26 protein-coding genes and 1 tRNA gene are annotated in these 26585 nt (G+C 70.5%); 4 read left to right on the top strand and 23 right to left on the bottom strand.

Annotated features, from left to right (window positions below; translation table 11 throughout):
- Positions 1–5: 5 nt before the first annotated feature.
- The 7 genes from ACT3SQ_RS05680 to ACT3SQ_RS05650 form a co-directional block, all read right to left on the bottom strand.
- Positions 6–944: an FKBP-type peptidyl-prolyl cis-trans isomerase gene (locus ACT3SQ_RS05680; RefSeq protein ID WP_444600923.1), complete on the bottom strand. Its 939-nt coding sequence runs from the start codon at positions 942–944 to the stop codon at positions 6–8.
- 93 nt (positions 945–1037) lie between these two features.
- Complete coding sequence (gene pafA, locus ACT3SQ_RS05675; protein ID WP_444600922.1) at positions 1038–2480, bottom strand: Pup--protein ligase; 1443 nt, start codon at positions 2478–2480, stop codon at positions 1038–1040.
- A gap of 4 nt (positions 2481–2484) precedes the next feature.
- Complete coding sequence (locus ACT3SQ_RS05670) at positions 2485–2676, bottom strand: ubiquitin-like protein Pup (protein ID WP_441443011.1); 192 nt, start codon at positions 2674–2676, stop codon at positions 2485–2487.
- A 12-nt stretch (positions 2677–2688) separates the two neighbouring features.
- Entirely contained in the window at positions 2689–4374 is a 1686-nt protein-coding gene (gene dop / locus ACT3SQ_RS05665; RefSeq protein ID WP_444600921.1) for a depupylase/deamidase Dop, read from the bottom strand.
- Positions 4371–5960 (bottom strand): proteasome ATPase, encoded by a 1590-nt coding sequence (gene arc, locus ACT3SQ_RS05660; RefSeq protein WP_444501910.1) that lies wholly within the window; start codon positions 5958–5960, stop codon positions 4371–4373. Before arc ends, dop begins: the two co-directional genes overlap by 4 nt.
- A 30-nt stretch (positions 5961–5990) precedes the next feature.
- Positions 5991–7058 carry a tRNA (adenine-N1)-methyltransferase gene (locus ACT3SQ_RS05655; protein ID WP_442331672.1) on the bottom strand — a complete coding sequence of 356 codons (1068 nt, stop codon included), beginning with the start codon at positions 7056–7058 and terminating at the stop codon, positions 5991–5993.
- A gap of 43 nt (positions 7059–7101) precedes the next feature.
- Positions 7102–8217: a site-2 protease family protein gene (locus ACT3SQ_RS05650; RefSeq protein ID WP_444600920.1), complete on the bottom strand. Its 1116-nt coding sequence runs from the start codon at positions 8215–8217 to the stop codon at positions 7102–7104.
- Positions 8218–8323: 106 nt separating this feature from the next.
- Between ACT3SQ_RS05650 and ACT3SQ_RS05645 the strand changes: the two genes are divergently transcribed.
- The gene (locus tag ACT3SQ_RS05645) at positions 8324–9133 is read left to right on the top strand and encodes a PAC2 family protein (RefSeq protein WP_442331674.1); all 810 of its coding nucleotides are present in this window, start codon (positions 8324–8326) and stop codon (positions 9131–9133) included.
- Positions 9134–9214: 81 nt separating this feature from the next.
- On the opposite strand, the gene mshC is transcribed toward ACT3SQ_RS05645, so the two are convergent.
- The 3 genes from mshC to ACT3SQ_RS05630 all read right to left on the bottom strand — a co-directional run bounded on the left by mshC (position 9215) and on the right by ACT3SQ_RS05630 (position 11883).
- Positions 9215–10465 carry a cysteine--1-D-myo-inosityl 2-amino-2-deoxy-alpha-D-glucopyranoside ligase gene (gene mshC / locus ACT3SQ_RS05640; RefSeq protein ID WP_441443006.1) on the bottom strand — a complete coding sequence of 417 codons (1251 nt, stop codon included), beginning with the start codon at positions 10463–10465 and terminating at the stop codon, positions 9215–9217.
- Between the two features lie 34 nt (positions 10466–10499).
- A complete protein-coding gene (locus ACT3SQ_RS05635) occupies positions 10500–11372 on the bottom strand; it encodes an undecaprenyl-diphosphate phosphatase (protein ID WP_441443005.1) in 873 nt (290 codons plus the stop codon).
- 163 nt (positions 11373–11535) lie between these two features.
- A complete protein-coding gene (locus ACT3SQ_RS05630) occupies positions 11536–11883 on the bottom strand; it encodes a DNA primase (protein WP_444600919.1) in 348 nt (115 codons plus the stop codon).
- 132 nt (positions 11884–12015) lie between these two features.
- On the opposite strand from ACT3SQ_RS05630, the gene ACT3SQ_RS05625 reads away from it, so the two are divergent.
- Positions 12016–12294, top strand: coding sequence for a DUF5703 family protein (locus tag ACT3SQ_RS05625; RefSeq protein ID WP_441443003.1), 279 nt, complete (start codon positions 12016–12018; stop codon positions 12292–12294).
- A gap of 72 nt (positions 12295–12366) precedes the next feature.
- Positions 12367–12864 (top strand): hypothetical protein, encoded by a 498-nt coding sequence (locus ACT3SQ_RS05620; protein ID WP_442331698.1) that lies wholly within the window; start codon positions 12367–12369, stop codon positions 12862–12864.
- A 132-nt stretch (positions 12865–12996) separates the two neighbouring features.
- Here ACT3SQ_RS05620 and ACT3SQ_RS05615 read toward each other — a convergent pair whose 3' ends face one another.
- From ACT3SQ_RS05615 to ACT3SQ_RS05555, 13 genes are all read right to left on the bottom strand, one after another.
- Complete coding sequence (locus tag ACT3SQ_RS05615) at positions 12997–13884, bottom strand: RNA methyltransferase (protein WP_441443002.1); 888 nt, start codon at positions 13882–13884, stop codon at positions 12997–12999.
- The gene (locus ACT3SQ_RS05610) at positions 13881–14348 is read right to left on the bottom strand and encodes a tRNA (cytidine(34)-2'-O)-methyltransferase (protein ID WP_441443001.1); all 468 of its coding nucleotides are present in this window, start codon (positions 14346–14348) and stop codon (positions 13881–13883) included. The genes ACT3SQ_RS05615 and ACT3SQ_RS05610 overlap by 4 nt, the downstream gene beginning before the upstream one ends.
- Positions 14349–14439: 91 nt before the next feature.
- Positions 14440–14525: transfer RNA gene (locus ACT3SQ_RS05605), tRNA-Leu, on the bottom strand.
- Positions 14526–14617: 92 nt separating this feature from the next.
- Complete coding sequence (locus tag ACT3SQ_RS05600; protein ID WP_441443000.1) at positions 14618–15049, bottom strand: hypothetical protein; 432 nt, start codon at positions 15047–15049, stop codon at positions 14618–14620.
- Between the two features lie 172 nt (positions 15050–15221).
- The gene (locus tag ACT3SQ_RS05595) at positions 15222–16097 is read right to left on the bottom strand and encodes a shikimate dehydrogenase (protein ID WP_441442999.1); all 876 of its coding nucleotides are present in this window, start codon (positions 16095–16097) and stop codon (positions 15222–15224) included.
- Positions 16076–17263 (bottom strand): endolytic transglycosylase MltG, encoded by a 1188-nt coding sequence (gene mltG, locus ACT3SQ_RS05590; protein ID WP_441442998.1) that lies wholly within the window; start codon positions 17261–17263, stop codon positions 16076–16078. The genes ACT3SQ_RS05595 and mltG overlap by 22 nt, the downstream gene beginning before the upstream one ends.
- A complete protein-coding gene (gene ruvX / locus ACT3SQ_RS05585; protein WP_441442997.1) occupies positions 17260–17790 on the bottom strand; it encodes a Holliday junction resolvase RuvX in 531 nt (176 codons plus the stop codon). Before ruvX ends, mltG begins: the two co-directional genes overlap by 4 nt.
- The gene (gene alaS / locus ACT3SQ_RS05580; protein WP_444600918.1) at positions 17787–20495 is read right to left on the bottom strand and encodes an alanine--tRNA ligase; all 2709 of its coding nucleotides are present in this window, start codon (positions 20493–20495) and stop codon (positions 17787–17789) included. Before alaS ends, ruvX begins: the two co-directional genes overlap by 4 nt.
- Before the next feature lie 134 nt (positions 20496–20629).
- A complete protein-coding gene (gene rpsD / locus ACT3SQ_RS05575) occupies positions 20630–21256 on the bottom strand; it encodes a 30S ribosomal protein S4 (protein ID WP_299305334.1) in 627 nt (208 codons plus the stop codon).
- A gap of 277 nt (positions 21257–21533) precedes the next feature.
- Positions 21534–22895 (bottom strand): replication-associated recombination protein A, encoded by a 1362-nt coding sequence (locus ACT3SQ_RS05570; RefSeq protein ID WP_442331675.1) that lies wholly within the window; start codon positions 22893–22895, stop codon positions 21534–21536.
- 43 nt (positions 22896–22938) lie between these two features.
- Positions 22939–24045: a quinone-dependent dihydroorotate dehydrogenase gene (locus ACT3SQ_RS05565; protein WP_444501874.1), complete on the bottom strand. Its 1107-nt coding sequence runs from the start codon at positions 24043–24045 to the stop codon at positions 22939–22941.
- 33 nt (positions 24046–24078) lie between these two features.
- A complete protein-coding gene (locus tag ACT3SQ_RS05560; protein ID WP_442331677.1) occupies positions 24079–24570 on the bottom strand; it encodes a hypothetical protein in 492 nt (163 codons plus the stop codon).
- Positions 24567–24929 (bottom strand): hypothetical protein, encoded by a 363-nt coding sequence (locus tag ACT3SQ_RS05555; protein ID WP_441442992.1) that lies wholly within the window; start codon positions 24927–24929, stop codon positions 24567–24569. Before ACT3SQ_RS05555 ends, ACT3SQ_RS05560 begins: the two co-directional genes overlap by 4 nt.
- A 64-nt stretch (positions 24930–24993) precedes the next feature.
- Between ACT3SQ_RS05555 and ACT3SQ_RS05550 the strand changes: the two genes are divergently transcribed.
- On the top strand, positions 24994–26484 hold the full coding sequence (locus ACT3SQ_RS05550) for a leucyl aminopeptidase (RefSeq protein WP_444600917.1): 1491 nt from the start codon (positions 24994–24996) through the stop codon (positions 26482–26484).
- Positions 26485–26585 lie beyond the last annotated feature (101 nt).

Below are 26585 nucleotides of genomic sequence, written 5' to 3'. Positions count from 1 at the left end.
CTGTGTCAGGCGTTGGTGTGGGCGGCATCGAGGATGTCGATCACGAAGACCAGGGTCTCACCGGCGAGCTCGCCCTGGTCGCGGTAGGCCTCCGCGGCAGGGATCACCAGCATCACCTGGCTGCCGACCGGCAGGTCCAGCAGGTTCTCGTCCCAGCCCTGGATCACCATGCCCTGGCCCTGGATGAAGGCGAAAGGGGCCCCGCGATCCCAGGAGGAGTCGAACTGGGAGCCGTCGGACCACTTCCAGCCGGTGTAGTGCATGGTGAGGTAGTCGCCGGCGCGGGTGGTGTCCCCGGTCCCGACGATGAGCTCCTCGCGGGTGGTCTGAGCGGGCGGCTCGCCCTCGGGCGGGGCGTCCAGCGCGGGAGCACCGTTCTCGGCCAGGGTGACGGTGGGGAAGCTGCCGGAGGGATCTGCGGGCTCGCCCTCGGCGCGCAGCGGGGAGACGACGCGGTCGACGTCCGCGACCTGGAGCAGCGAATAGGCCTGGCCGTCGTTTCCCTGCTGCCAGCCCGCCATCACGAAGCGGGAGCCGACGGGCACGGTGGTGAGGAACGAGAACGCGACCTCGCCCGCTCCGTCGGGGGTCACCTGCATGCCTCCGGCGGGGGCGCCCTGCCACCAGGACGAGAGGGTCTCCCCGGTGCTCGCGTCGACGAAGTGGCTGCGCCAGATGACCGTGTCCCCCTCGGCGATCATCGCGCCGTCCCCGGCGGTGACGATCTTCGCATCGGCGGCAGTGATCTCGAGCGGGGCATCGAACTCGACGGTGGGCTCGGCGCCCAGGTCGTCGCTGACGGTGACTCCGGCCAGGACGTCGCCGCCGCCGTCGGAGCCACCACCGTCGGACCCACCGGTGGAGCCTTCGTCGGTGCAGGCGGCGAGCCCGATGGCGGCGGTCGCGGCGAGGGCGGTGGTGAGCAGCGTGCGGCGGCGGATCAAGTCAGGACCTTTCGGATCGGCGGCCCCGCGGGAGGGGGCAGGCACCAGGGTACGGGCAGGCGGATGACAGCGAGCTGGGGTGTGGTCCTGCGCTCAGGCGAAGGGAGCCGGATCGGGGCCTCTGCCGGTGCCGGGCCCGGTGCCCAGCTCGCGGATCTGGGCGAGCAGATCGTCGACCGCGGGCAGCGTGGTGGTGAAGGGGTCCAGGACCTGCACCGGCATCGAGCCGGGGCGGGTGAGCCGCATCGTGGTCCAGTCCACCACGTGGTCCACGCCGTGCTGCTGGGCGGTGGTGACCACCTGCCCGCGCAGGTGTGCGCGGGTGGTGGTGGGGGCGGTGGTCCTGGCCGCTTCGATCCGCTCCTCGGGCAGCGTCGACGGGGCCAGGCCTCGGCGCTGCATGGTGTGGAAGATCCCGTGGGCCGGGTCGATGTCGTGATAGGCGAGGTCGAGCCGTTCGATCGCGGGGTCCCCGAGATCGATCCCGCGACGCTCCGTGACCTGCTGGAACAGTCGCTCCTTGATCGCCCAGTCCAGGTGCGTGGCGGCCCAGCTCCGGTCTCCCGTGCGGACCGCGTCGATCCCCTTCTGCCAGGTCTCGAGCACCTGCTGCTCGCTCTCGTCGGCGAACTGCGTGACGTGGTCGAGCCAGCGCTGCTGCACCTCGATCGCGGTCGTGGTCCCGCCGTGCGCGAGCGGGATCGGCGCCGCGCCGCTGAGGTCCCGGGCGACAGCGCGGATCGCGGTGATGTCGTCGTGGAGGCTGAGCTCGGGCAGGGCGCGCCCGGATTCGATCGCCCGCAGCACCAGATCGGTGGTGGCGAAGCGGAGGTGGGTGGAGACCTCGCTCATCGTGGAGTCGCCGACGATGACATGCAGGCGCCGGAACCGCGTGGGATCGCCGTGGGGCTCATCGCGGGTGTTGATGATGGGGCGGGTGCGGGTGGTGGCCGAGGAGACGGCCTCCCACATGTGATCGCTGCGGCGCGAGAAGACGAACTGCGCTGGCTCCGGTGCCGTGTCGGCGGCGGCAGGCGCGGCGCCCCCGGGCTGCGGGCGCACCACTCCCCCGGCCCCGGTGATGATCTGGCGGGTGACCAGGAACGGGAGCAGGTAGCGGGGCAGGCGGGTGAACTCGCCGCGGCGGTCCACCAGGAAGTTCTCGTGCGAGCCGAAGGCGTTGCCGGCGGAATCGACGTTGTTCTTCAGCAGGTGGATGCGGGCGTCCTGGCCGTCAGCGGCGAGGCGCTCATTGGCCTGGGCGGTGAGGTCCGCGAAGATCCGCTCACCGGCGCGGTCCTGGGCGACCAGCTCCCACCAGTCGTCGCATTCGGCGGTGGCGTACTCCGGGTGCGAGCCGACGTCCAGGTACAGGCGTGCGGCGTTGCTGAGGAACACGTTCGAGGAGCGGCCCATGGCCACCACCGGGCGGAACAGCTCACGCGCGGCGGCCTCGGGCTCGAGCGCCCGAGAGCCGTCGGCTCGCACGCACACCAGCCCGAATTCGGTCTCCAGACCTCCGACTCGACGCTTCATCGGGTCACTGGCCGCCCTTCTGGACGAAGGCGCGCACGAAGGTCTCGGCGTTGGACTCGAGCACCGAGTCGATCTCGTCGAGCAGATCATCGGCCGCCTGCGTCGAGGCGAAGGTCTGGCCGCCGGTCACGATCTCGGAGCCGTCGCCGGGCTCCTCGGGGCCGTTGCCGGGCGCATTCAGGGACTGCTGGGACATGGGTGCTCCTTCTCAGTCGGTGACGGCTCGGCGCAGGGCGTCGAGGATCGTCGCGGTGTCATCGGTGGGGTTCACGCCGTGCAGCGCGCACCAGGCGGCGGAGCCCAGGCGCGGATCGGCCAGGCGCAGCCGGTGGCCGCCCTCGGGATCGGCCAGGGTGATCGCATCCCAGCCGGCGGAGGGTACGTTCCCGCGGTGCGCGGTGATCAGCCCGCCACGCAGGTGGGCGCGGGTGCTGGTGGGGGCGATGCGCATCGCGGCGTCGACCTCGTCCTGGCTCACCAGCGCGGGCACTGCGCCGGCGGCACGGAGCTTGCCGAACAACCCCCGGCCCGGGCGCAGATCGGAGTACTGCAGGTCGATCATGACCAGCCGTGCATCGTCCCACTCCAGGCCGTGCCGTGCGCGGTAGCGCTCCAGCAGCTGGAGCTTGGCGACCCACTCCACCCGTTCGGCGGCGAGCATCGGATCCTGCTCGAGCAGCGTGAGGATCTCGCTCCAGGAGCGCAGCAGCGTGGTCGTCTCCTCGTCCGAGGGGTCGGCGACCGCGGCGAGGGCGTCGAGGTGGGCGCGCTGGATCTGCAGCGCGGTGAGCTCACGGCCGTCAGCCAGCGGCACCGTGGTGCGCAGCGACGGGTCATGGCTGATGGCGCGCACCGCTGCCACCGGATCCGCGAGGCGGAGGTCCGGCAGGATCGCGGTCCCGGTGCGATGCTCGGCCTCGAGCGCGGCGAGCACCAGAGAGGTGGAGCCGAGCTTGAGGAAGGTGGACTCCTCGAGCAGGTTGGCGTCCCCGATGATCACGTGCAGGCGCCGGAAGCGGGTGGGGTCGGAGTGCGGTTCGTCGCGGGTGTTGACGATGGGCCGGTTCAGGGTGGTCTCGAGACCCACCTCGGCCTCCATGAAGTCGGCCCGGGAGGAGAGCTGGTAGCCGGGTTCCTGGCCGCGGGTGCCCCGCCCCACGCGTCCGGCGCCGACGATCACCTGGCGGGTCGCCAGGAAGGGGAGCATCGCGGCGACCACGCGCTCGAAGGGGACGGCGCGGTCCACCAGGTAGTTCTCGTGGGTGCCATAGGAGGCGCCCTTGCCGTCGGTGTTGTTCTTGTAGAGCGCGACCTCGGGGATGCCGTCGGCCGCGGCCAGGAGCGCCATGGCGCGGCGGGCGATCTCCTCGCCGGCCCGATCGGCGACCACGGCTTCGCGGGCGCGCAGCACCTCGGGGGCGGCGTACTCGGGATGGGCGTGGTCCACGTACCAGCGGGCGCCGTTGCTGAGCACCGCGTTCCCGATCGAGCGCTGGGTCGCCCAGGTCAGCACCTCGGCGTCATCCCCCTCGGGGGCGATCTCGGGGCCGCTGAGCGGGATGTCCATCTCGACGCTCGGCACGTGGGCGTCGCGCACCTCGTCGGTGAGCTGGGAGGGGTGGGCGGCGGCGCGCTGCAGCTCGAAGCCGCGGGCATCCCGCAGCGGGGTCTCGTCCCCGTAGTCCCAGCGCACCCGGCGCCCGCGCTCGCCCTCTTGCGGGTCGAGCAGGGCGTAGGCGCCGACCACGAGGTGGGAGAGCAGGATCGAGCTGCCGGCGCCGGCGCGGGTGCGGTCCTCGAGATCGGCGTGGGTCACCCCGAACTCGGTCTCGATGCCCATCACCCGCTCGGTGGTCAGGCCGGTCTCGGGCTGCTGCCCGGTAGTCTCGTTCATGAGGGCACCTCCTCTGCGATCGCCTCTGCGGCGGGAACGCCGCGGGTGCGTCCCTGGAGCGGGACGATGGCATCGACTCGGCGCCGGCCGCTGCCGGGAAGGCCCGAGACCCGGGCCCAGTCCTCGGGGTGCGCGGCGGAGGGCATGTCCTCGTTCTCGACGAACTCTGCGGTGATCGCGTCCTGCAGGTGCTGCGCGCCGACGCCGATCTGCCCGGTGGCGAGCTGGTCCTTGACGGCGAGCTTCTTCGCGCGGTCCACGATGTTGCGCAGCGTCGCACCGGAGACGAAGTCACGGAAGTGGAGCGTGTCCTGGCCGCCGTCGGAGTACTCGACCCGGACGAAGGCCGAGGCCGGGCTCTCGTCGTAGATCTCGTGCATCGCGAGGTCCAGCAGCTGCTCACGGTCCTCGCGCAGCGGCACCGACTCGTCGAGATAGAGGCCGAGGATCTCCCTGCCGGCGCGCGCACCGGGACGGCGCACCCGGATCTTCACGTCCAGGCGGCCGGGTCGCAGGATCGCGGGGTCGATCATGTCCTCACGGTTCGAGGCACCGATGACGATCACGTTGTCGAGCCCTTCGACGCCGTCGATCTCGGCCAGCAGCTGCGGCACGATCGTGGTCTCCACGTCGCTGGAGAGCCCGGTCCCGCGGGTGCGGAACAGCGCCTCCATCTCGTCGAAGAAGATCACGACCGGGTGGTCCGCGGCGGCCTTCTCGCGAGCCCGCTCGAAGACCAGGCGGATGGAGCGCTCCGTCTCGCCGACGTACTTGTTCAGCAGCTCCGGGCCCTTGACGTTGAGGAAGGCGGAGTTCTCGAGCGCCTCGGCCACGCTCACCCCGCGCACCTCGGCGCTGCGCAGCACCAGTTCGTGAGCCACCGCTTTGGCGATCATCGTCTTGCCGCAGCCGGGAGGTCCGTAGAGCAGCACGCCCTGCGGGGGCCGCAGCCCGTAGGTGCGGTAGAGGTCCTGCTGGAGGAAGGGCAGCTCGACGGCGTCACGGATCGCCTCGATCTGCTCGCCCAGCCCGCCGATCTGCTCGAAGGACACCTCCGGCACCTGCTCGAGCACGAGGTCCGTGATCTCCGCTCGGTCGATGCGCTCGAGCACCAGCTGGCTCTTGAGGTCCACCAGCACGTGATCGCCGGGGTGCAGCTGCTCGTCGGTGAGGGTGCCGGCACGACGCAGCACCCGGGTGTCGTCGGGCGCGACGGCGACGAGGATGCGGGAATCGGCGAGGGATTCCACGACGGGCACCACGTTGCCGGCATCGCTCGCGGGGACCGCGTCGACGGCGGCCAGGGCTTCGTTCAGCCGCAGCTCGGTGCCCGGCAGCAGCGCGTCCAGGTCGAGGCTCGCAGCGGTCGCGACTCGCAGCCGACGGCCGTTGTGCAGCACGTCGATGGTGCTGCCCTCGCAGCGGCGCAGGAAGGTGGCGTAGGAGTTCGGCGGATCGCCCACCCGCTCCAGATCGCTTTTGAGCTGGACGATCTGTTCACGGGCGGCGCGGAGCCCGCCGACCAGTCGCTCGTTGTGGGTCGCGAGCTTCTCGAGCTCTGCGGTCATCTCGGCGTACGTCTTCATCGTCATCACACATCCCCTTCCCGGGCGCGATCAGCGATCGCGGCCCTGTCGGATATCGCGCAGGGCCCGCTTGAGCTTGCGCGGAGCCACGCCGCGCTCCCCGATGTCCTGCGGTCCCCATTCGCCGCCCGAGCCGCCGAAGCCCTCGTTGTCGGGGTGGTTCAGCTCCTCCTCGAGCCGGGATCCGGGCGCCGGGCGGGTGACGCGGGTGAGCGCCGGCTGGCCGTGCGCGGTGCGGCGGGCGGTGAGCAGGAACCCGGTGTGGGCGTTCATCCGGTGCTCGGGCCGCACGGCGAGGCCCTCGAGGTGCCAGGGCCGTACGAAGGACTCCCAGGCGTAGGGCTCGGTGAACTCGCCGTGGTCGCGCAGTGCTTCAGCAGTGCGGGAGAGCTGGGTGACCGTGGCGACGTAGCAGAGGAAGACGCCGCCGGAGACGAGCACCTCCGCGGCGGAGTCCACGCACTCCCAGGGGGCGAGCATGTCCAGCACCACGCGGTCCACGGCGGGCTCGTCGGGGGCGAGGGTCGGGGCGACATCCTGGAAGTCGCCGATGGACAGCTCCCAGGCGGGGTGCGGGCCGCCGAAGAACGTCTCGACGTTCTCGCGGGCCACCTCGGCGAAGTCCTCGCGGCGCTCGATGGAGTGCACGGAGCCCTCGGGGCCGACGGCGCGCAGCAGCGCGGTGGTCAGACCGCCGGAGCCCACGCCGGCCTCGAGCACGCGTGCGCCGGGGAAGATGTCCCCCCACATCAGGATCTGGGCGGAGTCCTTGGGGTAGATGATCGCGGCGCCGCGCGGCATCGCGAGCATGTAGTCCGCGTACAGCGGACGCAGCGCCTGGTACCGGATGCCGTGAGTGTTCTCCACGACCGTCCCATCCTCCGCGCCGATCAGCTGATCGTGGTGGAGCACGCCGCGATGGGAGTGGAACTCTCCGCCGGGCTTCAGGGTGATGGTGTGCAGGCGGTTCTTGGAGTCCGCGAGCTGCACCTTGTCGCCCAGGGCGAAGGGTCCGGTGCGGTCCAGACCGCGCTTGGGGGCCCGGGGGGCGGGCTCCTGCGCCCCGGGGTGGGCGGCGGGCTGCGGCTGATCAGTCATGGGTTCCAGCATATGGCTCGGGTGGGGGCCCTGGCCGTGATGTTCACCGCCGGCGCAGGAGTGCGTTGACCTCTGCGCTCATGAGCACCCCGTGGACGGTGCGGTCCTCGTCGAGGACCAGGTACGCGGGGGCGGGTTGGGACAGCATCGCCTCGATCAGCGCATCTCCCTGCAGGGAGAGAGGGAGCGTGCCGAGGGGCCCGACGGAGGAGGCCACGGCGCGGGCCGGGGTGGAGCCCCGGTGCTCGGCTGGCACCGACGCGGCGGCATCGGGGTCGATCCGGTATCCCCGACCGACACCGCCGGGGAGCGTGCTGTCACGCTCGAGGAGCAGCACCTGGTCGAGCTCCTCGGGAGTGCCGAGCGCGGCGAGCGTGGCGTGCGGGGGGACGATGCGCAGCGGGACGGCGAGGGTCCCGGCATCGAGGGTGCGGATACGGTGCTGCAGGGCCGCGCCGTCCAGGGCGCGGGTGGCGCCCTGCCACAGCATCCCCGCGATCAGCATCGCCCACACCAGGGTGAGCAGGGAGAGGCTCCCGGCCCCGCCGGTGCGCATGATCTGGACCAGCGGGTAGGCCACCACCGCCACGGCGATGCCGCGGCCCAGCCAGGCGGTGATCCTGGTGGCGAGCACCGGGTTCTTCAGCACCGCGCCCAGCAGCGATTCGAGCGCCCTCCCGCCGTCCATCGGCAGTCCGGGCAGCAGGTTGAACAGGGCCAGCACCAGGTTCAACCAGGCGCTGACGGAGAAGAACACCGCGAGCGTGGTGCCCTCGCCCGCCACCTGCGCGGCGACCGACATGAGCGCGGCCAGCACCGCGTTCGCGGCCGGGCCGGAGAGGGAGACGAGCACTGAGCCGAATGCGGACATCTGCCGGGCGCGATATTGCGTGTGCCCGCCCCAGAGGGTCAGGGCGATGTGGTCGACGGTGGCCCCGAAAGCGCGGGCGATCACGGCGTGCGCCGCCTCGTGCGCGAGGACCGAGACGATCATGAACAGTCCGATCCCGATGGCCAGCAGCACCACCGCGCCCGGCTCCGCACCGCCCCGGCTCAGCGCCGGGTACATCAGCACCGCGAGCAGCAGCACGGTGACGAGCGTTCCGGGGCTCACCTTGATCGGAGGCAGCGCGCCGAGGCGCAGCGTGGGGCTTCTCATGATCCATCTCCTCCGCCACCGGGGCGGCGGCTCCCTCTGGGCAGGCTGAGGATAACCGTTCCCCCTGCGCCCCAGCTCGGAGTCCCCCGGTGCCTATGATGGAGGGATGAGTCGAATCGCCATCACGGCTTTCAGCGGATGGAACGATGCCGGCGATGCCGCCACCGGGGTGATCGAGCATCTGCTCGAGGTCTGGCCCTCTCGGCCCGTCGGTGCGGTGGATGCCGAGGAGTTCATCGACTTCCAGGTCAACCGTCCCGAGATCCGCACGGACGAGGACGGGCTGAGGGTCATCGACTGGCCGGACACCCAGCTGCGGCTGGTGACGCCTCCGAGCGGTCCCGAGCTGGTCACCGTCATGGGCCCCGAACCGTCCCTGCACTGGAAGCGGTTCTGCGACGAGGTGCTCGAGCAGCTCCAGATCCTGGACGTCAGCGAAGTGGTGTCGCTGGGCGCTCTGCTCGCGGATTCACCGCACAGCCGCCCGCTGCCGGTCAGCGCCGAGGTCGAGGTGCTTCCCGCCCAGGCCGTCGACTCGGCCGAGCGCTACTCGGGACCGGTCGGGGTGCCCACGATCCTGGCCCGCCGCACCGCCGCCGCCGGGCTGCGGACCACCAGCGCATGGGTGCAGGTCCCTCACTACGTCTCCCAGAACTCGTCCCCGAAGGCCGTGCTGGGGCTGATGCGGGAGGTGCAGAAGGTGGTCAGCGCCTCGATCCCGCTCGATGAGCTGGTCGAGGACGCGGAAGCCTGGGAGCGCGGTGTGGATGAGCTCGCCCGCACCGATGAGGACGTCGCGGACTACGTGCGCCGACTGGAGCGTGCCCAGGACGCCGCCAGCCTGCCGGAGGCCAGCGGCGAGGCGATCGCCGAGGAGTTCGAGCAGTTCCTGCGCCGCCGGCGCGAGCAGGGCTGAGCTCAGCTCCGCTCACCCAAGGCCAGCCAGCCAGTCAGCCCGGCTCAGCCCGGCTCAGCTCAGCTCGGCTCTCAACTCAGCTCAGCTCAGGAGCGCGATCCCGAAGAGGGCATCGACCGCCGCCGCGACGTCTCCGGGGCCCTCGCTCGGATCATCGGAGCGCGCTGAGGTCCCACCGTCGGCCCAGCTGTCCAGGGCCTCGAGGGCGGAGGCGGTGTCGAGGTCGTCGCGCAGCGCCGCGCGCAGGGCCTGGACCGTCGCCGGACAGTGCCCGCCGCGCTGGGCTGCGGTGCGATAGCGGGCAAGGCGGGTATCGGCCAGCTCGAGCTCCTGCGCGGACCACTCCCAGTCCGAGCGGTAGTGGTGGGCCATCAGCACCAGCCGGATGGCCATCGGGTCCACGCCGTCCCGCACCAGGCGGTGCACGAAGACGAGGTTCCCTAGCGACTTGCTCATCTTCTCGCCGTCATAGGCGACCATCCCGCTGTGCGCGTAGGTCGTCGCGAACGGTCGGCCGAGGGCCACCGAGTGGGCGGCGCTGAGGTCATGGTGGGGGAAGATCAGATCGCTCCCGCCCGCCTGGATGTCGAAGGGGAGATCCAACGCCTCCTGCGCGATACAGACGCATTCGACGTGCCACCCGGGACGGCCACGGCCGAGCACCCCGGCATCCCAGGCAGGCTCGCCCGGTCGCTCGGCACGCCAGAGCAGCGGATCGAAGGGACCGCGCTTGCCCTCCCGCTCGGGGTCTCCCCCGCGTTCGGCGAACACCTCGAGCATCTGCGACTCGGACCAGCCCGAGACGTCGCCCAGGGCGCCGTCCACGGCGAGATCCAGATACCAGTCCGGCCCCTCGGCATCGTTCGCCGCGACCGGATAGGCCCGGCCCCGTGCGTGCAGAGCGAGGACCACGGCGATGATCTCGTCCATCGCCTCGCTCACCGAGCGATAGGTCTCCGGGGCGATGATCCGCAGCGCGGCCATGTCCTCGGAGAACAGCTCGACCTGGGACGCGGCGAGCTCCTGCCAGTCCACCCCGTCGCGGTCCGCGCGTTCGAGCAGCGGGTCGTCGACGTCGGTGATGTTCTGCGCCGTCTCGACCTCGAGCCCCGAATCGTGCAGGGCCCGGCGCATCAGATCCGCGGCGTGGTAGGTCGACGCGTGACCGAGGTGGGTGGAGTCATAGGGGGTGATCCCGCAGACGTACAGCCGTGCCCGTCCCGAGACCAGCGGAGTGATCGGTGCGACCCTGCCGGTGCGCGAGTCGTACAGGCGCAGCGGCCTGCCGGAAGCGGGAAGCGGGCTGAGAGAGGGGGAAGTCCAGGATTGCACTACGTGATCATACGATCCGTCGGCCTCCCGCGGTTCAGGCCCCGCCCAGGGGGTCGACCAGCCCCGTGCCGAGCAGCGCCAGCAGCACCAGACCGGCGACGATCCGGTAGATGACGAAGATCAGATACGAACGATTCTCGATCAGGCGCATGAACCAGACGATCACCGCGTAGCCCACGGCGAAGGCCACGACGGTGGCGACCACCATCGCCAGCAGTGACGGCTCACCGGCGGCTGCGGCGGCGGCGCGACCGTCGGCCGTCAGCAGCACCGGGACCTCTTTGGCCGCCTTGTACAGCCCCGAGGCGAACACGGCCGGGATCGCGAGCAGGAAGGCGTAGCGGGCGGCGGCCTGGCGGGTGTAGCCCATCAGCAGCCCGGCGGTGATGGTGCCACCGGAACGGGAGACGCCGGGGATCAGCGCGAGAGCCTGTGCCAGGCCGAAGATGATGCCGTCGCGCACGGTGAGCTCCTTGAGCTCCTTCCGCTGGGGGGCGATGCGGTCCGCGAGCCCCAGCAGCAGACCGAAGACGATCAGCATCGTCGCAGTGATGTAGAGGTTCCGCAGGCTGTGGTCGATCTGGTTCTCGAAGAGCAGGCCCAGCACCCCGATCGGGATCGAGCCGAGGATCACCAGCCAGCCCATGCGCACGTCGGGATCGGAGTGCGGGATCTTCCCCGCCAGTGCCTTGAACCACTTGCCGATGATGCGAGTGATGTCTTTCCAGAAGTAGATCAGCACCGCAGCCTCGGTGCCCAGCTGGATGATCGCCGTGAACGCGGCGCCCGGATCCTGACCGGGGTCCATCAGCTCCCCGACCACGCGCACGTGGGCGCTCGAGGAGACGGGGAGGAACTCGGTCAATGCCTGGACCAGGCCCAGGATCACCGCCTCGATGAACGACATGGACACTCCTCGATGGGTTCTGCGGGCCTGCGGTGCCGGCGAGCATCGGTGCCGGACCCGGACAGAGTACGCGGCGCCGAGCGGTGAGCCCGGCGCCGCGCAGCGGAGCAGTGGTGAAGACTACGTAGAGGTCCTGGGACGTGTGACCGGAGGCGCTCAGCGCTCAGCGCGGCGCGTCGTCCTCGTCATCTTCGTCCTCGTAGTCGTCATCGTCGTCGTCGTCCTCGTCATCGTCATCGTCGTCCTCGTCATCGTCCTCGAAGTCGTCGAGATCGTCGAAGTCGTCATCGTCGTCCTCATCGTCGTCGTCCTCGTCGAACACGATCAGGGGGGTGGCGACGTCATAGGCGTCGAAGAGTGCATCGTCGTAGGTGTCGAAGGCGTTGGCGAGCCGCTCGGTGGCGGACTCCAGCGCGGGATCGTCTTCCCCCCGCGAGCCGGCGGCGGCTTCGTAGTGGCGTTCGAGGGCAGCGATCAGCGCAGCAAGAGCGGAGCGAGGATCCGTGTTCATGGTTGGACCGTACATCCTCGAGCGGCAGAATGAACAGTGGAAGCGTGCACGCATTGGTCACGAATCCGCCGCAGTCCCAGCAGCGCAATCGACCACTGCTGTCGCAGGTCATCGACCACAGGAGGAAAACCGTTGATCCGACCCCGCACCCCTCTCGTCGCCGGCGTTCAGCACGTGAGCGATCCGCGCGGATGGCGCGACCTGCCCGTCGAGCGCGGACGGCGCGCAGCGGACTACGAGTTCCAGATCATCACGGTGCCGCGGGGCACCTCCTTCGGCCAGGTGCGCGCTGAGCTGACCGAGCAGGCGGAGTACGGCCGGTGGGAGCACGCCCGCACCCGCCTCTACCTCGGGGGCGGGAAGAAGGTCTGGATGCGCCGACGGATCATCCGGGTGGAGTCGACGCTCTAGCCCGGGTCTGTCCACAGCCGGCAGGAGCAGGCGGCAGAGCTCCTCAGCATCTGGTGCAATGGCCTGGTGTCCATGAGCTTCCTGCTGCTGTGCGCCGTGCTGCTGGTGATCTACCTGCCGCCCGCACTCGCGCTGGCCTGGGTCGACGGGCGAGAGCGCCGACTGCCTAACCGCTGGGTCGGGCTGCTGACCGGCGCGGTGACCCTTGCGCTGGCGGTCCTCGCCCTCTTGGTGCCGACGATGCGCCCGGACCTGGCCACGGCCGCGGTGCTCGCTCTGGTGCTGGGGCTCGGAGCGATCCTGGTGGCGCTGCTGGCTCCCCCGCTGCTGGGCATGGGCGATGCCAAGACGCTGCCGGTGGTAGTGCTGATGTCAGCGGCCCTCGGCGGCGAAGTCCTGATCGGGGCGCTCCTCGGGATCGCTCTGGTGGGAGGCGTGATCGGAATGGTGGTGCTCGGCGTGACCCGCCGCGCCGGGGTGCGGTTCGCGCTGGGACCGGTGCTGCTGGCCGGGCCGTTCCTGGGCCTGCTGGGGGCTCCGCTGGTGCGCGCCGCCCTCGGCACCGGCTGACCACCTCGGACCGACTGCCCCCGCGGACCGGCTGACCCCGCGGACCGGCTGCTCCCTCGGACCGATTGATCGCTCGGACCGGCTGACCCCTTGAACTGAGCGGCCGGTGAGCCGGTCAGGCACCTCCATATCTCAGACGGAGGGCGCGGCCCGCCGCTGGCGCCGGACCTCGTAGAGCGCGATGGATCCGGCGACCGACGCGTTCAAGGAGGAGGCGCTGCCGGTCATCGGGATCTCCGCGACCACATCGCAGGCCTCCCGCCAGCCGGCGCTCATCCCGATGGTCTCGTTCCCGACGACCAGGAGCGTGGGGCCGGAGAGGTCCGTGTCCGCCAGCTGGTGGCCGCCGGCCTCGTCGAGCCCGATCACGGTCCACGGCTCCCCCAGGGCCCGACGCTCATCGATCCACGCCATCACCTCGCGATGGGAGGGCAGGCGCAGCACCGGCATCGCGAACAGGCTTCCAGTGCTGGCACGTATCGCGGCCGGGTCCCACGCATCGGCGGAGTGCCCGGTGATCAGCAGGCCGGTCCCGCCGAGGGCGTCGACGGAGCGGGCCAGTGAGCCGATGTTGCCGGGGCCGGCGGGGCGGTCGAAGACGACCAGCACGTCCGAGCGCCCAGGGCGCAGCCTCTCCAGGTCATCTGCGGGCAGCGCCGCGATCGCCAGCAGCTCCGGGGTGCCGTCCTCGCGCTCCCCCAGCTCTGCCATCAGCTCCGGGGCGAGCACCACCACCGGCGCCGGGCTGCTCTGCAGCAGCTCCTGCGCCCACTGGGACGGATGCTCCCTGCCGTCGGTCAGCAGCGTCCGGATCTCGATGCCATGGGCGATGGCCTGCGAGATCGGACGCACGCCCTGGATGATCATCTCGCCGGCGCGAGAACGTTTGGTGCGGTTGCCCAGCAGCGCCTGCCATTGCTGGAAAAGTGCGTTGCGCCGGTCCAGTCGGGAGGGCAGGCGCGGTGCGCCCCTGCGGGCTCCGGGCGCGGAGGCGGAGGCAGAGGCGGAGTGCCGGTTCATGCTCCGGCTCCGTCGTAGCCGAGCTGTCGCCAGGCCTCGTAGACCGCGATCGAGACTGCATTGGCCAGGTTCAGCGAGCGCCGGGCAGGGAGCATCGGGATCCGGACGCGGGAGGTGATGCGCGGATGATCCATGACGTCCTGGGGCAGGCCGGTCGGCTCGGTCCCGAAGAGGAGCACATCCTCCCGGGTGTACTCGATGCTCTCGAAGCTCACGTCCGTGCCCGAGGTGAAGGCGAACACCCGCGCGCCGGGGACCGCGGCGAAGGCCTGCTCGATGCCGGGATGGATGCTGACATCGGCGAGGTCGTGATAGTCGAGACCTGCGCGGCGCAGCTTCGCGTCCTCGAGATCGAAGCCGAGCGGCTCGATCAGGTGCAGGTGCGCGCCAGTGACGGCGGACAGCCGGATCGCATTGCCGGTGTTCCCGGCGATCGCGGGTTCGTGGAGGAAGACGTGGACCATGCCGCAGATTCTTCCACGCCACCGTTGACGGCGATGGATCCGGGAATGCGAAGAGCCCCTCTCCACAGTGTGGAGCGGGGCTCTATTCGCGTGTCCGGAGGGGGACTTGAACCCCCACGCCCGATAAAGGGCACTAGCACCTCAAGCTAGCGCGTCTACCAATTCCGCCACCCGGACGGGTGATCGCCGTAGCGACTAGAGCAGATTAGCACGCACCTGCGGATGGTTCGCACCCGAAAGCGGCACTGCCAGGGCGAACGTGAAGACAATCACGCCGGGGCTCCGACGCGGCCTTCCGCCATCATGGAGTGGAGCAGCACCAGGACCGCCTCGACGCGGGCTGCCAGCAGCCCATCGGGGTTCGGTAGCCGTGCGGCGAGGTCTTGGAGGGCGGCCGCACAGAGCACGGTCATCGTTGCGTCGGGCGTCTCCATGAGGTGCGCAGACCACTCCCCCATGGAGCTCAGCAGTGCGGAGAGCTCATCGGTCGCGGTGCGCCGACTCTCGGTGAGCAGCTCCACCCGGGCTCGGGCCGCGAGCGCCGTGCAGCGCCGCAGCACCGCGACCGACTCGTCGGCATCGATGGGGACCCTGTCGGGTTCCGCCGCAGCCCCTCGCCGATCTCCCCTCGAGGAAGGCTGGCCGAGGCCGACCTGGGCCACCGCATCGATCTGTTCGCCCGCTTCGCGCTCCAGCTCCATGAGTCACTTCCCTCGTGCTCTCCCCGGGCCCGTCGGGCCTGTCCGTCGTCCATGACTTTACCCATGCTTTACCTGTGGAGACAAGGGTCTTTACCAGCCGGAAGACGAGGCCTGATGAGAGCTGGAGCCTGCCGGGTGACCAGGCCTGCTGGGGCGGAGCCGAGATGCTCGCTCAGACCTCGGTGACGGACCTGCGCCGGGCCAGTTCCGTGCGCGCTGCAGCGAGCATCTCCCGCACCGGCGCGGCCGGGATCGCGAGCATGGAACGGAGCTGCATATCGGCCTGGTGCGCCAGCATCTCGAGTCCGTCCGCCACCTCGCCCCCGCAGCTCTGGATCACCTCGGCGATCGGCGCGGGCCATGGGTCGTAGAGCACGTCGAGGACCACCCCGGGCACGGCGAGATCGGACTGAGCCCGCCATTGCTCGGCGACCGCACGGGCCCCCTCGATGGCCAAGGCGCTGACCACCACATCTGCGGCGAGCACCTCGTGATGCCGCTCCCAGGGGATCTGCTCCACGGCCACCCCACGGATGGCGGCATACTCCTCGAGCGATGCGAGCTTGTGCGCGCTGCGGGCCGAGAGCAGCACCCTCTGCACACCGAGCTCCGCCAGGGCGGCGAGGGCGCTCAGGGCGGTGGCACCCGAGCCGAGCACGGCACCGGTCTCCGGAGCGGCGGCACCGTGGTCCTGCAGTGCGGCGACGATGCCGTGGACGTCGTGGTTCTCGGCGCGCCATCCCTGGCCGGTGCGGATCAGGGTGTTGGAGATGCCGAGCTGGCGGGACGTCTCGTCGGCCTCGGAACCCAGCGAGAAAGCCTCGGGCTTGCCCGGCATGGTCACGCTGAGGCCCTGCAGCCCCCGCCCGGGACCCTGGCGGAGGAACTGCGCGAGCTCCCCGGCGCGCACCTGATGACGTTCGTAGACGGCGTCCGTGATGCCGAGCGCCTCATAGGCGGTGCGGTGGAGGATGGGCGAGAGGGAGTGCTCGACCGGCGAGCCGACCACCGCGAACCGACGCGGGCTCATCCCTTCGCGTCCGCCCATTCCTGCCACTCCTTGACGTTCTCCTCGTGCTCGGCCCAGGTGGCCGCGAACTTCGTCTCCCCGGTGTCGGTGTTCACGCTGACGAAGTACAGCCAGTCACCTTCAGGCGGCGCGTCGACGGCATCCAGCGCATTGGCCCCGGGCGCGGCGATCGGTCCAGGCGGCAGCCCCTGGTACTTGTACGTGTTGTAGGGGCTGTCCGTGGCGCGCTCCGCATCGGAGGTCCCCACGCTCGCGGACTTCCCGGTCACGTAGTGGACGGTGGAGTCGAACTGGAGCTTCATCGGCTTCCCCTTGGCCTCGCCGGCCCCCTCCAGACGGTTCTCGATGGTCCGCACGACCTTGCCGTAGTCCTCGGGTTTGCGCACCTCCATCTCCGCGAGGGAGGCGATGGTCAGCGACTCGTGCCACTGCTCCTGCGGGATGTCACGAGCGGTCAGCTCCTTCTCCATCCGATCCCACATCATCTGGATGACATCCTCGGCGGTGGCATCCTCGTAGATGTCATAGCGGCCGGGCCAGAGGTAGCCCTCGAGCGATCCGGCAGCGTTCTCGGGGATCCCGTAGCTGGTGTAGTCCTCGGCCGCAGCGGTGAAATCCTCGACCGGGATATCCGTCTCCGCAGCCAGCTGCTCCCAGATCTGGGTCAGCCGCTTCCCCTCGGGGATGATCACCCTCTGGCCGGCGAGGTTCGACGGATCCAGCAGTGCCTCCAGCGCATCCGCGGAGGTCATCTCCAGCTTCAGGCGGTAGATGCCGGGCTCGATGCGAGCGGCCTCGGGAGTGTTGGAGAAGAGGTTGACGAATGGGCCGGCGCTCTTGATCACTCCCATCTCCACGAGCGTGCCGGCGATGTCGGTACCGGTGTCGCCTTCGGCCACCTCGACCACCGCCTCGCCGCTGCCGGGCCCCGGATAGTCTGCGGCCTCCTGCTCGAGGCTGACGTTGGACGTGATCCAGCGGTACCCCTGGATCCCGCCGACGATGAGCCCGCCCACCACCAGCAGCACCAGCAGCACCGGCAGCACCCCCCGCAGGAATCCGTGGCGTCGACGCGACCGCTTGGGCCCTCTGCGACGTCCGCGTGCGCCATCCCGACCCGCCGCTGCGGGCTCGCCGCCCTGAGAATCCGCCAGGTCGACGAAGGAGAGCTCCTCGTCGTTCACAGGGTGTCCTCCTCGGTCGATGGCGGGATGGCGGTGGCGGGCACCCGCTCACCAGCGCGCGCCGCGGTGGACCGTTCGATGTCCAGCGCCTGCTGGAGGATCATCACTGCGGCCACCTGGTCGACGACCTGGCGGTGCTTGCGGCCCTTCCTGCCGGAGCTGTGGAGCGCCTTGTGCGCGGAGACGGTCGTCAGCCGTTCGTCGATGAGCCTGACCTCGAGCTCCGGAGAGCCTGCGGCGAGCTCCACGGCGAAGGTTCGCGCCTTCTGTGCCGCGACGCCTTCAGTGCCGTTCAACGACCGTGGGAGCCCCACCATGATGACATGCGCGTCGAGCTCCGCAGCCTCTGCCAGCACTCGCCCCACCGCCGTGTCACGGGCGAGGGTCTCGACCGGAGTGGCGATCATCCCGTCGAGGTCGCTGCGTGCCAGACCGACCCGCACATCACCGACGTCGACCCCGAGCCTGACCCCGCGGGGCAGCGACGGGGGCTGCTGTCGGGACTCCTCGCCGTTGCCCGGGCTCATGCGTCCTGAGCCGCCTCGATCGCCGCGTGCACAGCGGCCAGTGCCGCAGGCACCTGGGCGGGCTCGCCGCCGCCGCCCTGCGCCATGTCCGGCTTGCCACCGCCACGGCCACCCATCGCCTCGGCCGCGATGCGCAGCAGGGAGCCCGCGGCGAGGCCACGCTCGCGCGCGGCGGCGTTGGTGGCGATCACCAGGGCCGCCCGACCGCTCTCGTGGCCGGCGACCGCGACCGTCACCGGCGAGTCCTCGCCGAGCCGGGAGCGGAGGTCGAGGGCGAGGGTGCGCAGATCTCCTGCGGCGACACCTTCACCGGCATCGTGCGTCAGCACCCGGATGCCGGCGACCTCGGTGGTGGAGTCCACGAGTCGCCCGGCCTCAGCCTGCAGCTGCTGGCCGCGCAGCGCCGCGAGCTGCTTCTCCATGTCCTTCATCCGCTGGGTGAGGACGCGCACCCGCTCGGGCAGCTCCTCGGCGGCGCCGACCTTCAGCAGCTCGGACAGCTGGGAGACCAGTGCGTGCTCCTTGGCCTGGTGGCGGTAGGCGGAGAGCCCCACCAGCGCGTCGACGCGCCGCACCCCGCTGCCGATGGACGCCTCGCCCATCAGCTGCACGGTGCCGATCGCGCCGGTGCTGGAGACATGGGTGCCGCCGCACAGCTCACGGGACCAGTCACCGCCGATGGAGACCACGCGCACGACCTCCCCGTACTTCTCGCCGAACAGCGCCTGCGCGCCGAGGGACTTGGCCTCGTCCAAGGACATCTGCTGGTCGGTGACGGTCAGCTCGTCCTGCAGGAGCGTGTTCACGCGGCCCTCGATCTGCTCGAGCACCGACTTCGGCACGGCCTGGCCGTAGCGGAAGTCGAAGCGCATCCTGCCCGGGGAGTTCTCGGAGCCGGCCTGGGTGGCGCTGTGGCCGAGCTCCTCGCGCAGGGACTCGTGGACCATGTGGGTGGCGGTGTGGGCGCGGGCGATGGCGCCGCGTCGTTCGCCGTCGATGGTCGCGATCGCGGAGGCGCCCTGCGCGAGAGAGCCCTCGACGAGGCGCCCGCGATGGACGATCAGTCCGCGCACGGGCTTCTGCACGTCGTCGACCTCGATCAGGCCGCCGCCGGTGAGCGTGATGCGGCCCTGATCGGCGAGCTGGCCGCCGGACTCCGCGTAGAAGGGGGTGGAGGCGAGGACGACCTCGACCTGGGCCGGGGCCTCGACGGCGGTGACCAGCTTGCCGTCCACCAGCACCGACTCGACCGTGGTGGCGACGGTGTCCTCGGTGTATCCCAGGAAGGGCACCTCGCCGCCGCGCTCGGTGAGCAGCCGGTTGTAGATCGCGGTGTCGGTGTGTCCGGACTTCTTCGCGGCGGCGTCGGCACGCGCGCGCTCGCGCTGCTCCTGCATCGCTCCGCGGAAGGCGTCCGCGTCGACCTGCAGCCCGACCTCCTGCGCCATCTCCATGGTGAGGTCGATGGGGAAGCCGTAGGTGTCATGGAGGCGGAAGGCGTCGTCGCCGGCCAGGACCCGGCCGCCGCCGTTCTTCACCTCGCCCGCGAGCTGCTCGAAGATGGAGGTGCCCGTCTCCAGGGTGCGACGGAACGCCTCCTCCTCGGCGTAGACGATCTCGCTGATCCGCGGGAAGTCCGCCTCGAGCTCGGGATAGGACTCGACCATCAGGGATTTCGAGATCGGCAGCAGCGCGGGCATCGACGGCTGCGCGTAGCCGAGCAGCCGCATCGAGCGCACCGCCCGCCGGATCAGCCGGCGCAGCACGTAGCCGCGTCCCTCGTTGCCCGGGCGCACCCCGTCGGAGACCAGCATCAGCGCGCTGCGCACATGGTCGCCGATGATCCGCAGGTGGACGTCGTCCTCCTCGTCCCCGCCGTAGGCACGGCCCGAGAGCTCCTGCGCCTTCTCGATGACCGGGAAGATCTGGTCGATCTCGTACATGTTCTGCTTGCCCTGCAGCAGGTAGGCGACGCGCTCGACGCCGAGACCGGTGTCGATGGACTTCTGGTCCAGCTCGCCGAGGAGGGGGTAGTCCTTGCCCTTGCCCTCGCCGCGCAGGTACTGGTCGAAGACCAGATTCCAGATCTCGATGTAGCGGTCCTCGCCCTTCTCGTCTCCGGGCCATTCGGGGACGGTGCCGGTGACGGCGTCGGGTCCGTACTCGGGGCCGCGGTCGTAGTGCCACTCGCCGCACGGACCGGCGGGACCGGGCTGGCCGGTGTCCCAGAAGATCTCCTCGCGCGGCAGGCGCACCACGCGCTGCGGGTCCAGGCCCACGACCTCCGTGACGTGGCGGTAGGACTCCTCGTCCTGCTCCCAGACGGTGAACCAGAGGCGCTCGGGGTCGAAGCCGAATCCGCCGTCCTCCTGCGAGGTGGTCAGCAGCTCCCAGGAGAGGTCGATCGCGCCGGTCTTGAAGTAGTCGCCGAAGGAGAAATTCCCGGCCATCTGGAAGAAGGTGCCGTGGCGCGTGGTGCGGCCGACGTTCTCGATGTCATTGGTGCGGATGCACTTCTGGACGCTCGCCGCGCGGGGGTAGGGAGCCTTCTCCGTCCCGACGATGTACGGGATGAAGGGGACCATCCCGGCGATCGTGAACAGGATCGACGGGTCGGAGGACACCAGCGAGCTGCTGGGCACGATCTCGTGGTTCTTCTTCGCGAAGAAATCGAGCCAGCGATGACGGATCTCGGAGGTGCGCATGGTCGGGAGGTGTCCTTCCTGGAACAGCCGGGGTGGGCCCGCTCTGCGGGCGAGGTGCTTCTGCGGACACGAAGGCCCCGGTCAGGGTACCGGAGTACACCCGCCGGGGCCTGTCGCGCCGCGGTGAAGAAAGGTCAGCGAGCGTAGTACTCGACGACCATCTGGACCTCACAGGTCACGGGGACCTCAGCGCGCTTGGGGCGCGCGACGAGCTGGGCCTTCAGCTCGGGAAGCTCGACCGAGAGGTACGAGGGGGTCTTGGCGAGGACGTCGGAGTTGCCGCCCTCAGCAGCGATCTGGAACGACTCCATCGCCTGTGACTTGGGCTTGACCTGGATGGTCTGGCCCGGGGAGACGCGGTACGAGGGACGGTCCACCAGCTTGCCGTCGACCAGGATGTGGCGGTGCACCACGGCCTGGCGGGCCTGGAGGGTGGTGCGGGCGAAGCCGGAGCGCAGGACGAGCGCGTCCAGGCGCATCTCCAGCAGCTCGACCATGCTCTCACCCGTCAGACCGGGCTCCTTCTTGGCGTCCAGGTAGGCGCGGTGCATCTGCTTCTCGCGGATTCCGTACTGCGCGCGCAGACGCTGCTTCTCCTTGAGTCGCACTGCGTAGTCCGACTCGGTACGACGGCGAGCACGGCCGTGCTCGCCCGGGGGGTACGGGCGCTTCTCGAAGTACTTGACGGACTTCGGGGTGAGCGGGAGCCCGAGGGCTCGGGACAGGCGCGCCTGACGGCGCGCGCGGGTGACGTTGGTCACGAGGTATACCTCTTGTTCGCGTGTGGTGAATCCAGTCGTGCAGCCGCGGATTCAGCGACCCACATTACCGCAGCAACTCCTCGAGGTCCACGATCGACGACACTGGTCACGCCTTACTTCCTGTGGAGTGCCTCACGCCGGCTCCCGGCCGGGGCGGCGTGCCTGGTGCGGCGCCTCAGCGCCCCCGCGCATCGCCCCGCGCAGCAGCTCATCGGCGTCCGTGCATTTCAGCATCGCAGCGCCACCTCCGCTATCGCAGCGCCACCTCAGCTCGAGGTCACGAGCGCAGGATCCGTCGCAGCGCCTCGACCCGGCTCCGGGTGCGCTCCTCGTTCCCGTGGCCCTTGGGGTGGTAGTAGTCCACGCCCACCAGGTCATCGGGTGCGTACTGCTGGGCCACCACCCCGTGCGGGGCGTCATGCGCGTACCGGTACTCGGTGCCGTGCCCGAGCTTCTTCGCGCCGGAGTAGTGCGCATCGCGCAGGTGCGCCGGGATGCCCTGGCCCTTCCCCGCCCGGACATCGGCGATGGCCGCATCGAGTGCCTGGTAGGAGGCGTTGGACTTGGGCGCGGTGGCGATATGGACCACGGCCTGTGCGAGCGGGATCCTCCCTTCGGGCATGCCGAGCATCTGCACCGCCTGCATCGCGGCGACGGCGACCTGGAGGGCGCTCGGATCGGCCATGCCGACCTCCTCCCCGGCGGCGATCACCACTCGGCGGGCGATGAAGCGGGGGTCTTCCCCCGCCTCGATCATCCGCGCCAGGTAGTGCAGGGCTGCGTCGACATCGCTGCCGCGCATCGACTTGATGAAGGCGCTGGTGACGTCATAATGCTGGTCCCCGGCCCGGTCGTAGCGCACGGCGGCTCGGTTGACGGCCTGGGAGAGCACCGCAGCATCGATCTCCGGGGTCTCCTTCATCAGCGCCGCCGCCGCGGCCGCCTCGAGGGATGTGAGGATCTTGCGGGCGTCCCCGCCGCCGAGCCGCAGCAGCGCCTCGCGAGCGTCGTCGGTCAGGGTCACGGAGCCCGCCAGGCCGCGCTCGTCCTCGAGCGCACGATCGACGAGCGCGTCGAGGTCCTCCTGCTCCAGCGACTCGAGGGTGAGCACGATCGAACGGGAGAGCAGCGGCGAGATGACCGAGAAGTAAGGGTTCTCCGTGGTCGCGGCGATCAGCGTGACCCAGCGGTTCTCGACGCTCGGCAGCAGGGCGTCCTGCTGGGATTTCGAGAAGCGGTGCACCTCGTCGACGAACAGCACCGTCTCGCGACCGATCGTCCGCAGCCGGGAGCGGGCCTGGTCCACGACCTCACGGATGTCCTTGACGCCGGCGAGGACGGCGGAGACCTCGACGAACTCGCGATCGCCGGACTGTGCGACGACGTAGGCCAGGGTGGTCTTGCCGGTGCCGGGCGGGCCCCACAGGATCAGGGAGCTGGGCGCGGTGCGGGAGTCGTCGGCTCCGACCAGGCGCCGCAGGGGGCTGCCCGGCTTGAGCGCGTCGCGCTGCCCCACCACCTCCTCGAGGGAGCGCGGGCGCATTCGCACCGCGAGCGGTGCGCGGTGGTCGCGGTTGCGATCCGAGAGCGTGCGCGGTGCGGGTTCATCGCCGCTCAGCGAGAAGAGGTCCTCGTCCATCCCCCCAGCCTAGGCCGAGGTGGCGACGCGGGCGCGCCGGGGCTCAGCGGCGGGGATCGAGCTCACGGGAGAGCCGTCCGGGCCACGCGGGGCCCTCGTAGATCATCGCGGTGTAGCCCTGGACCAGATCTGCGCCGGCATCGAGGCGGTCGCGCACGTCCTGGGCGCTGGTCACGCCGCCGCAGCTGATGATCACCGCGTCCTGCGGAAGGGTGGTGCGCAGCAGCTGCAGCACCTGCATCGAGCGGTCGGCGAGAATCGGCCCGGAGAGCCCGCCGGCACCGATCTGCTCGACCCGAGAGCGCGCGGTCGCCAGTGAGTCCGGGCGGGCGATGGTGGTGTTGGTCGCGATCACGCCCGCCAGCCCCACCTCGGCGGCGAGCCGGGCGACCGCCTGCACATCGCCGTCATGCAGATCAGGGGCGATCTTGACCAGCACCGGCACCTCCCGACGCAGCCGGGTCCGTACCGCAACAGCTTCCTGGACCACCGCCTCGAGGATCGGTCGGAGCATCTCGACGCTCTGGAGATCCCGCAGTCCGGGGGTGTTCGGGCTGGAGACGTTGATGGCGAGATAGCTGGCGTAGGGGGCGAGCAGCCGGGCGGAGAAGCGGTAGTCCTCAGCGGCGTCCTCGAGGGCGGTCACCTTGGACTTGCCGATGTTCACGCCGATCACGGCGCGCTGGCCACGTTCGGTGCGGCGCGCTCTGGCCAGCCGACGCGCCAGCGCCTGAGCTCCGTGGTTGTTGAAGCCCATACGGTTGATCAGGGCCCGGTCCTCGATCAGCCGGAAGGATCGCGGCCGGGGGTTCCCGGGCTGTGCCTTGGCGGTCACGGTGCCCACCTCGACATGGCCGAAGCCGAGATCGAGCAGTGCCAGCGGCACCTCGCCGTCCTTGTCGAAGCCTGCGGCCAAGCCCAGCGGGCTGCGGTGCTCGGCGCCGAGCACCCGGCGGGTGGGCCCGGTGTCCCGCAGCGGGTCCGTACCGCCGAACAGGGCCCGCAGCAGCTGCGGGCCTCCCGGCAGGCGATGAGCGTTTGCGAGCGCCCGCACCGTGAGCCGATGAGCCTGTTCCGGGTCGAGCCGGCTCAGCACGCGGCGGAAGAGCACGTCATAGGGCCCACGTCGAGGGGCGTCGTCAGGGGTCACGAGGGATACCGTACGCGTTCCTGGTCGCGGATCTCAGTCCACAGGTCCCGAACGGCGTACTCGCGGTGCTCGCGACAGGTAGAACAGGGCGAGCACGGGCAACAGCAGGGGGACGAAGCCGTAGTCCTTGCCGTAGACGCCCCAGACCGTCCCATCCGGGAACAGCGCCGGATCGAGCAGGGTGAGGGTGCCGACGATGAGCACCCCAGCGAGTTCCGCGATGCACAGCGCCCTCGCCACCGGGGAGCCGCGGCCGCGACGCACCAGAGCGATGGTGACGGCGATGTAGGTCACGGCGGCGAGCAGGGAGAGGCTGTACGCGACCGGTGCGAAGGAGAAGTCACGCAGCACCTGCACCAGGCTGCGCGCGGTCGCCGACAGCGCGAAGATGCCGTACACCGCGATCAGCACGATCTCGAAGCCGCGCCCGGCGCGCTCGGGGCGACCCGGCGACGCCGCCGCCGCGCCCTTGCCGTGCTCAGCGCCCTTGACGTTCTTGACGTTCTCGACGTTCTCGACGTTCATGCGAAGCCTCCCGGCCAGATCTGCTCCAGCCTCATCAGCAGCACCATGGAGACCGCCGCGCAGACGGCGATGACGAGGCTTCCCCAGCGGCTGCGTTCGAACAGTCCCATCCAGCCGCCGCCGACCGCCATCAGCAGAGCCGTGAGGAGATAGCCGTAGAGCGTGACCCGCTCGGGAGGGTTCCCGCCGGCGAGGTCCTTGAGCCCCAGGGCGATGCCCAGCACGGCCCAGGACGCGGCCAGCAGGGCGCACGCGCCCAGCAGCACCAGATCGGCGTTCAGGTCACGCGCTGTGTAGTAGATCCCGAGCAGGGCGGTCAGCCCGCCCAGCACCAAGACCACGATGCTCAGCACCGTCATCTGCTTCTCCGCCCTCCTCCGTGGTACGCCGACATCGTGTCCGGCCCGCCCCTACGATAGAGCCATGCCCACCATCACCATCACCATCACCATCACCGATGCATCTCTGCGCGACGTCGCTGCCGACGTCCTCATCCTCCCCCTCCTCGCGGGCGCCGACGGCGCCCCCGCGACGGTGCCCGGCGCACCGGAGATCTCCGAGGCCATCTCGGGTCTCGATGCCTCCTCCGCCCGAGGCGATCTCCACCGGATCCCCTCCTACGGACTGGCCTCCGCAACCTCGCTGCTGCTGGTCGGCCTCGGTGACGAGGATCTCGCCAAGGTCGAGGACGAGGACTTCCGGCTCGCCTTCGGCGCGGCCACCCGCTCGCTCGCCGGGGTCGAGAACGCCGCGATCGCCGTGCCCACCGCCACCACGCAGCAGCGCGCCGCAGCCCTCGAGGGCGCCGCGCTCGGCGCCTACACCTTCACCACCTACAAGACCGGCACCGGTGCCGGTGCACCGAAGGCCGCCCTCGCAGCCCTCACCCTGATCACCGAGGGCGACGCCGACGCCGCCCAGACCGCGGTCGACCGCTCCGGCGTGCTCGCCGAGATCGTCGGCATCGTGCGCGACCTCGTCAACACGCCCCCGAACCTGCTCCATCCCGCCGAGTTCGCCCGCCGCGCCGAGGAGCTCGTCGCCGAGCTGCCGATCACGGTGACCGTCCTGGACGAGAAGCAGCTTGCCGAGGGCGGCTACGGCGGCATCGTCGGCGTCGGCCAGGGATCGACTCGCCCGCCGCGCCTGGTGCGCCTGGAGTACGCCCCCGCGAAGGCCACCAGCTCTGTCGCCCTGGTCGGCAAGGGCATCACCTTCGACACCGGCGGCATCTCGCTCAAGCCCGCGGCCGGCATGGACGACATGACCTCCGACATGACCGGCGCCGCCACCGTGCTGGCGGCAGCTGTCGGTGCCGCCCGCCTCGGCCTCGAGGTCAAGGTCACCACCTACCTCGCCCTGGCCGAGAACATGCCCGGCGGTGGGGCTCAGCGCCCCGGTGACGTGGTCACCATGCGCAATGGGAGGACTGTCGAGGTGCTCAACACCGATGCGGAGGGGCGGATGGTGATGGCCGACGCGCTGGTCGATGCGGTCGCCGAGAACCCCGATCTGGTGGTCGACGTCGCCACCCTCACCGGTGCGGCGGTGGTGGCGCTGGGCAAGCGCACCGCCGGCGTGATGGGCACCTCCGAGGGCCGCGACCTCGTGATGGCGGCCTCTGAGACCACCGGCGAGCCGTTCTGGCCGCTCCCCTTCCCCAGCGAGCTGCGTGCCGATCTCACCGGCCGCGTCGCTGATCTGCGCAACATCGGGGACCGACCGGGCGGTGCGCTCTCGGCGGGCATCTTCCTGGCCGAGTTCGTGGGCGATACCCAGTGGGCGCATCTGGACATCGCGGGACCGGGCTACGCCTCCTCGCCCCTGGGCTACATGGGCAAGGGCGCCACCGGGATGAGCACCCGCACCGTGCTGCAGATCCTCGCGGACGTCGCCTCACGCCCCGCACCGTGATGCGCACCGCACCACAGCACTGAGAGATCGCGCGAAGCAGTCGGCCCGGCGCCGCCTGGTGGCCTAGCATGGGACACGCAGGCGGCGCCGTCGGCCATCCA

Origin of the sequence: Brachybacterium sp. AOP42-C2-15 (assembly GCF_052377065.1) — a bacterium.
Lineage (GTDB): Bacteria > Actinomycetota > Actinomycetes > Actinomycetales > Dermabacteraceae > Brachybacterium.
The sequence above is the reverse complement of the archived record's forward strand: the minus strand, read 5'-3'. Positions and strand labels throughout refer to the sequence as shown.

Excerpts from the sequence above, each read along its gene's own strand:
- alaS (WP_444600918.1), bottom strand. The coding sequence starts at position 20,495 with ATGCGCACCTCCGAGATCCGTCATCGCTGGCTCGATTTCTTCGCGAAG.
- ACT3SQ_RS05600 (WP_441443000.1), bottom strand. The coding sequence starts at position 15,049 with ATGGAGCTGGAGCGCGAAGCGGGCGAACAGATCGATGCGGTGGCCCAG.
- ACT3SQ_RS05650 (WP_444600920.1), bottom strand. The coding sequence starts at position 8,217 with ATGAGAAGCCCCACGCTGCGCCTCGGCGCGCTGCCTCCGATCAAGGTG.
- ACT3SQ_RS05570 (WP_442331675.1), bottom strand. The coding sequence starts at position 22,895 with ATGGACGAGGACCTCTTCTCGCTGAGCGGCGATGAACCCGCACCGCGC.
- arc (WP_444501910.1), bottom strand. The coding sequence starts at position 5,960 with ATGAAGACGTACGCCGAGATGACCGCAGAGCTCGAGAAGCTCGCGACC.
- dop (WP_444600921.1), bottom strand. The coding sequence starts at position 4,374 with ATGAACGAGACTACCGGGCAGCAGCCCGAGACCGGCCTGACCACCGAG.
- ACT3SQ_RS05655 (WP_442331672.1), bottom strand. The coding sequence starts at position 7,058 with ATGACTGATCAGCCGCAGCCCGCCGCCCACCCCGGGGCGCAGGAGCCC.
- ACT3SQ_RS05670 (WP_441443011.1), bottom strand. The coding sequence starts at position 2,676 with ATGTCCCAGCAGTCCCTGAATGCGCCCGGCAACGGCCCCGAGGAGCCC.
- ruvX (WP_441442997.1), bottom strand. The coding sequence starts at position 17,790 with ATGAGCCCGGGCAACGGCGAGGAGTCCCGACAGCAGCCCCCGTCGCTG.
- ACT3SQ_RS05635 (WP_441443005.1), bottom strand. The coding sequence starts at position 11,372 with ATGTCGTTCATCGAGGCGGTGATCCTGGGCCTGGTCCAGGCATTGACC.
- ACT3SQ_RS05615 (WP_441443002.1), bottom strand. The coding sequence starts at position 13,884 with ATGAACCGGCACTCCGCCTCTGCCTCCGCCTCCGCGCCCGGAGCCCGC.
- ACT3SQ_RS05620 (WP_442331698.1), top strand. The coding sequence starts at position 12,367 with ATGAGCTTCCTGCTGCTGTGCGCCGTGCTGCTGGTGATCTACCTGCCG.
- ACT3SQ_RS05560 (WP_442331677.1), bottom strand. The coding sequence starts at position 24,570 with ATGAACGTCGAGAACGTCGAGAACGTCAAGAACGTCAAGGGCGCTGAG.
- ACT3SQ_RS05645 (WP_442331674.1), top strand. The coding sequence starts at position 8,324 with ATGAGTCGAATCGCCATCACGGCTTTCAGCGGATGGAACGATGCCGGC.
- ACT3SQ_RS05555 (WP_441442992.1), bottom strand. The coding sequence starts at position 24,929 with ATGACGGTGCTGAGCATCGTGGTCTTGGTGCTGGGCGGGCTGACCGCC.
- ACT3SQ_RS05610 (WP_441443001.1), bottom strand. The coding sequence starts at position 14,348 with ATGGTCCACGTCTTCCTCCACGAACCCGCGATCGCCGGGAACACCGGC.
- ACT3SQ_RS05595 (WP_441442999.1), bottom strand. The coding sequence starts at position 16,097 with ATGGGCGGACGCGAAGGGATGAGCCCGCGTCGGTTCGCGGTGGTCGGC.
- pafA (WP_444600922.1), bottom strand. The coding sequence starts at position 2,480 with ATGAAGCGTCGAGTCGGAGGTCTGGAGACCGAATTCGGGCTGGTGTGC.
- ACT3SQ_RS05630 (WP_444600919.1), bottom strand. The coding sequence starts at position 11,883 with ATGAACACGGATCCTCGCTCCGCTCTTGCTGCGCTGATCGCTGCCCTC.
- ACT3SQ_RS05550 (WP_444600917.1), top strand. The coding sequence starts at position 24,994 with ATGCCCACCATCACCATCACCATCACCATCACCGATGCATCTCTGCGC.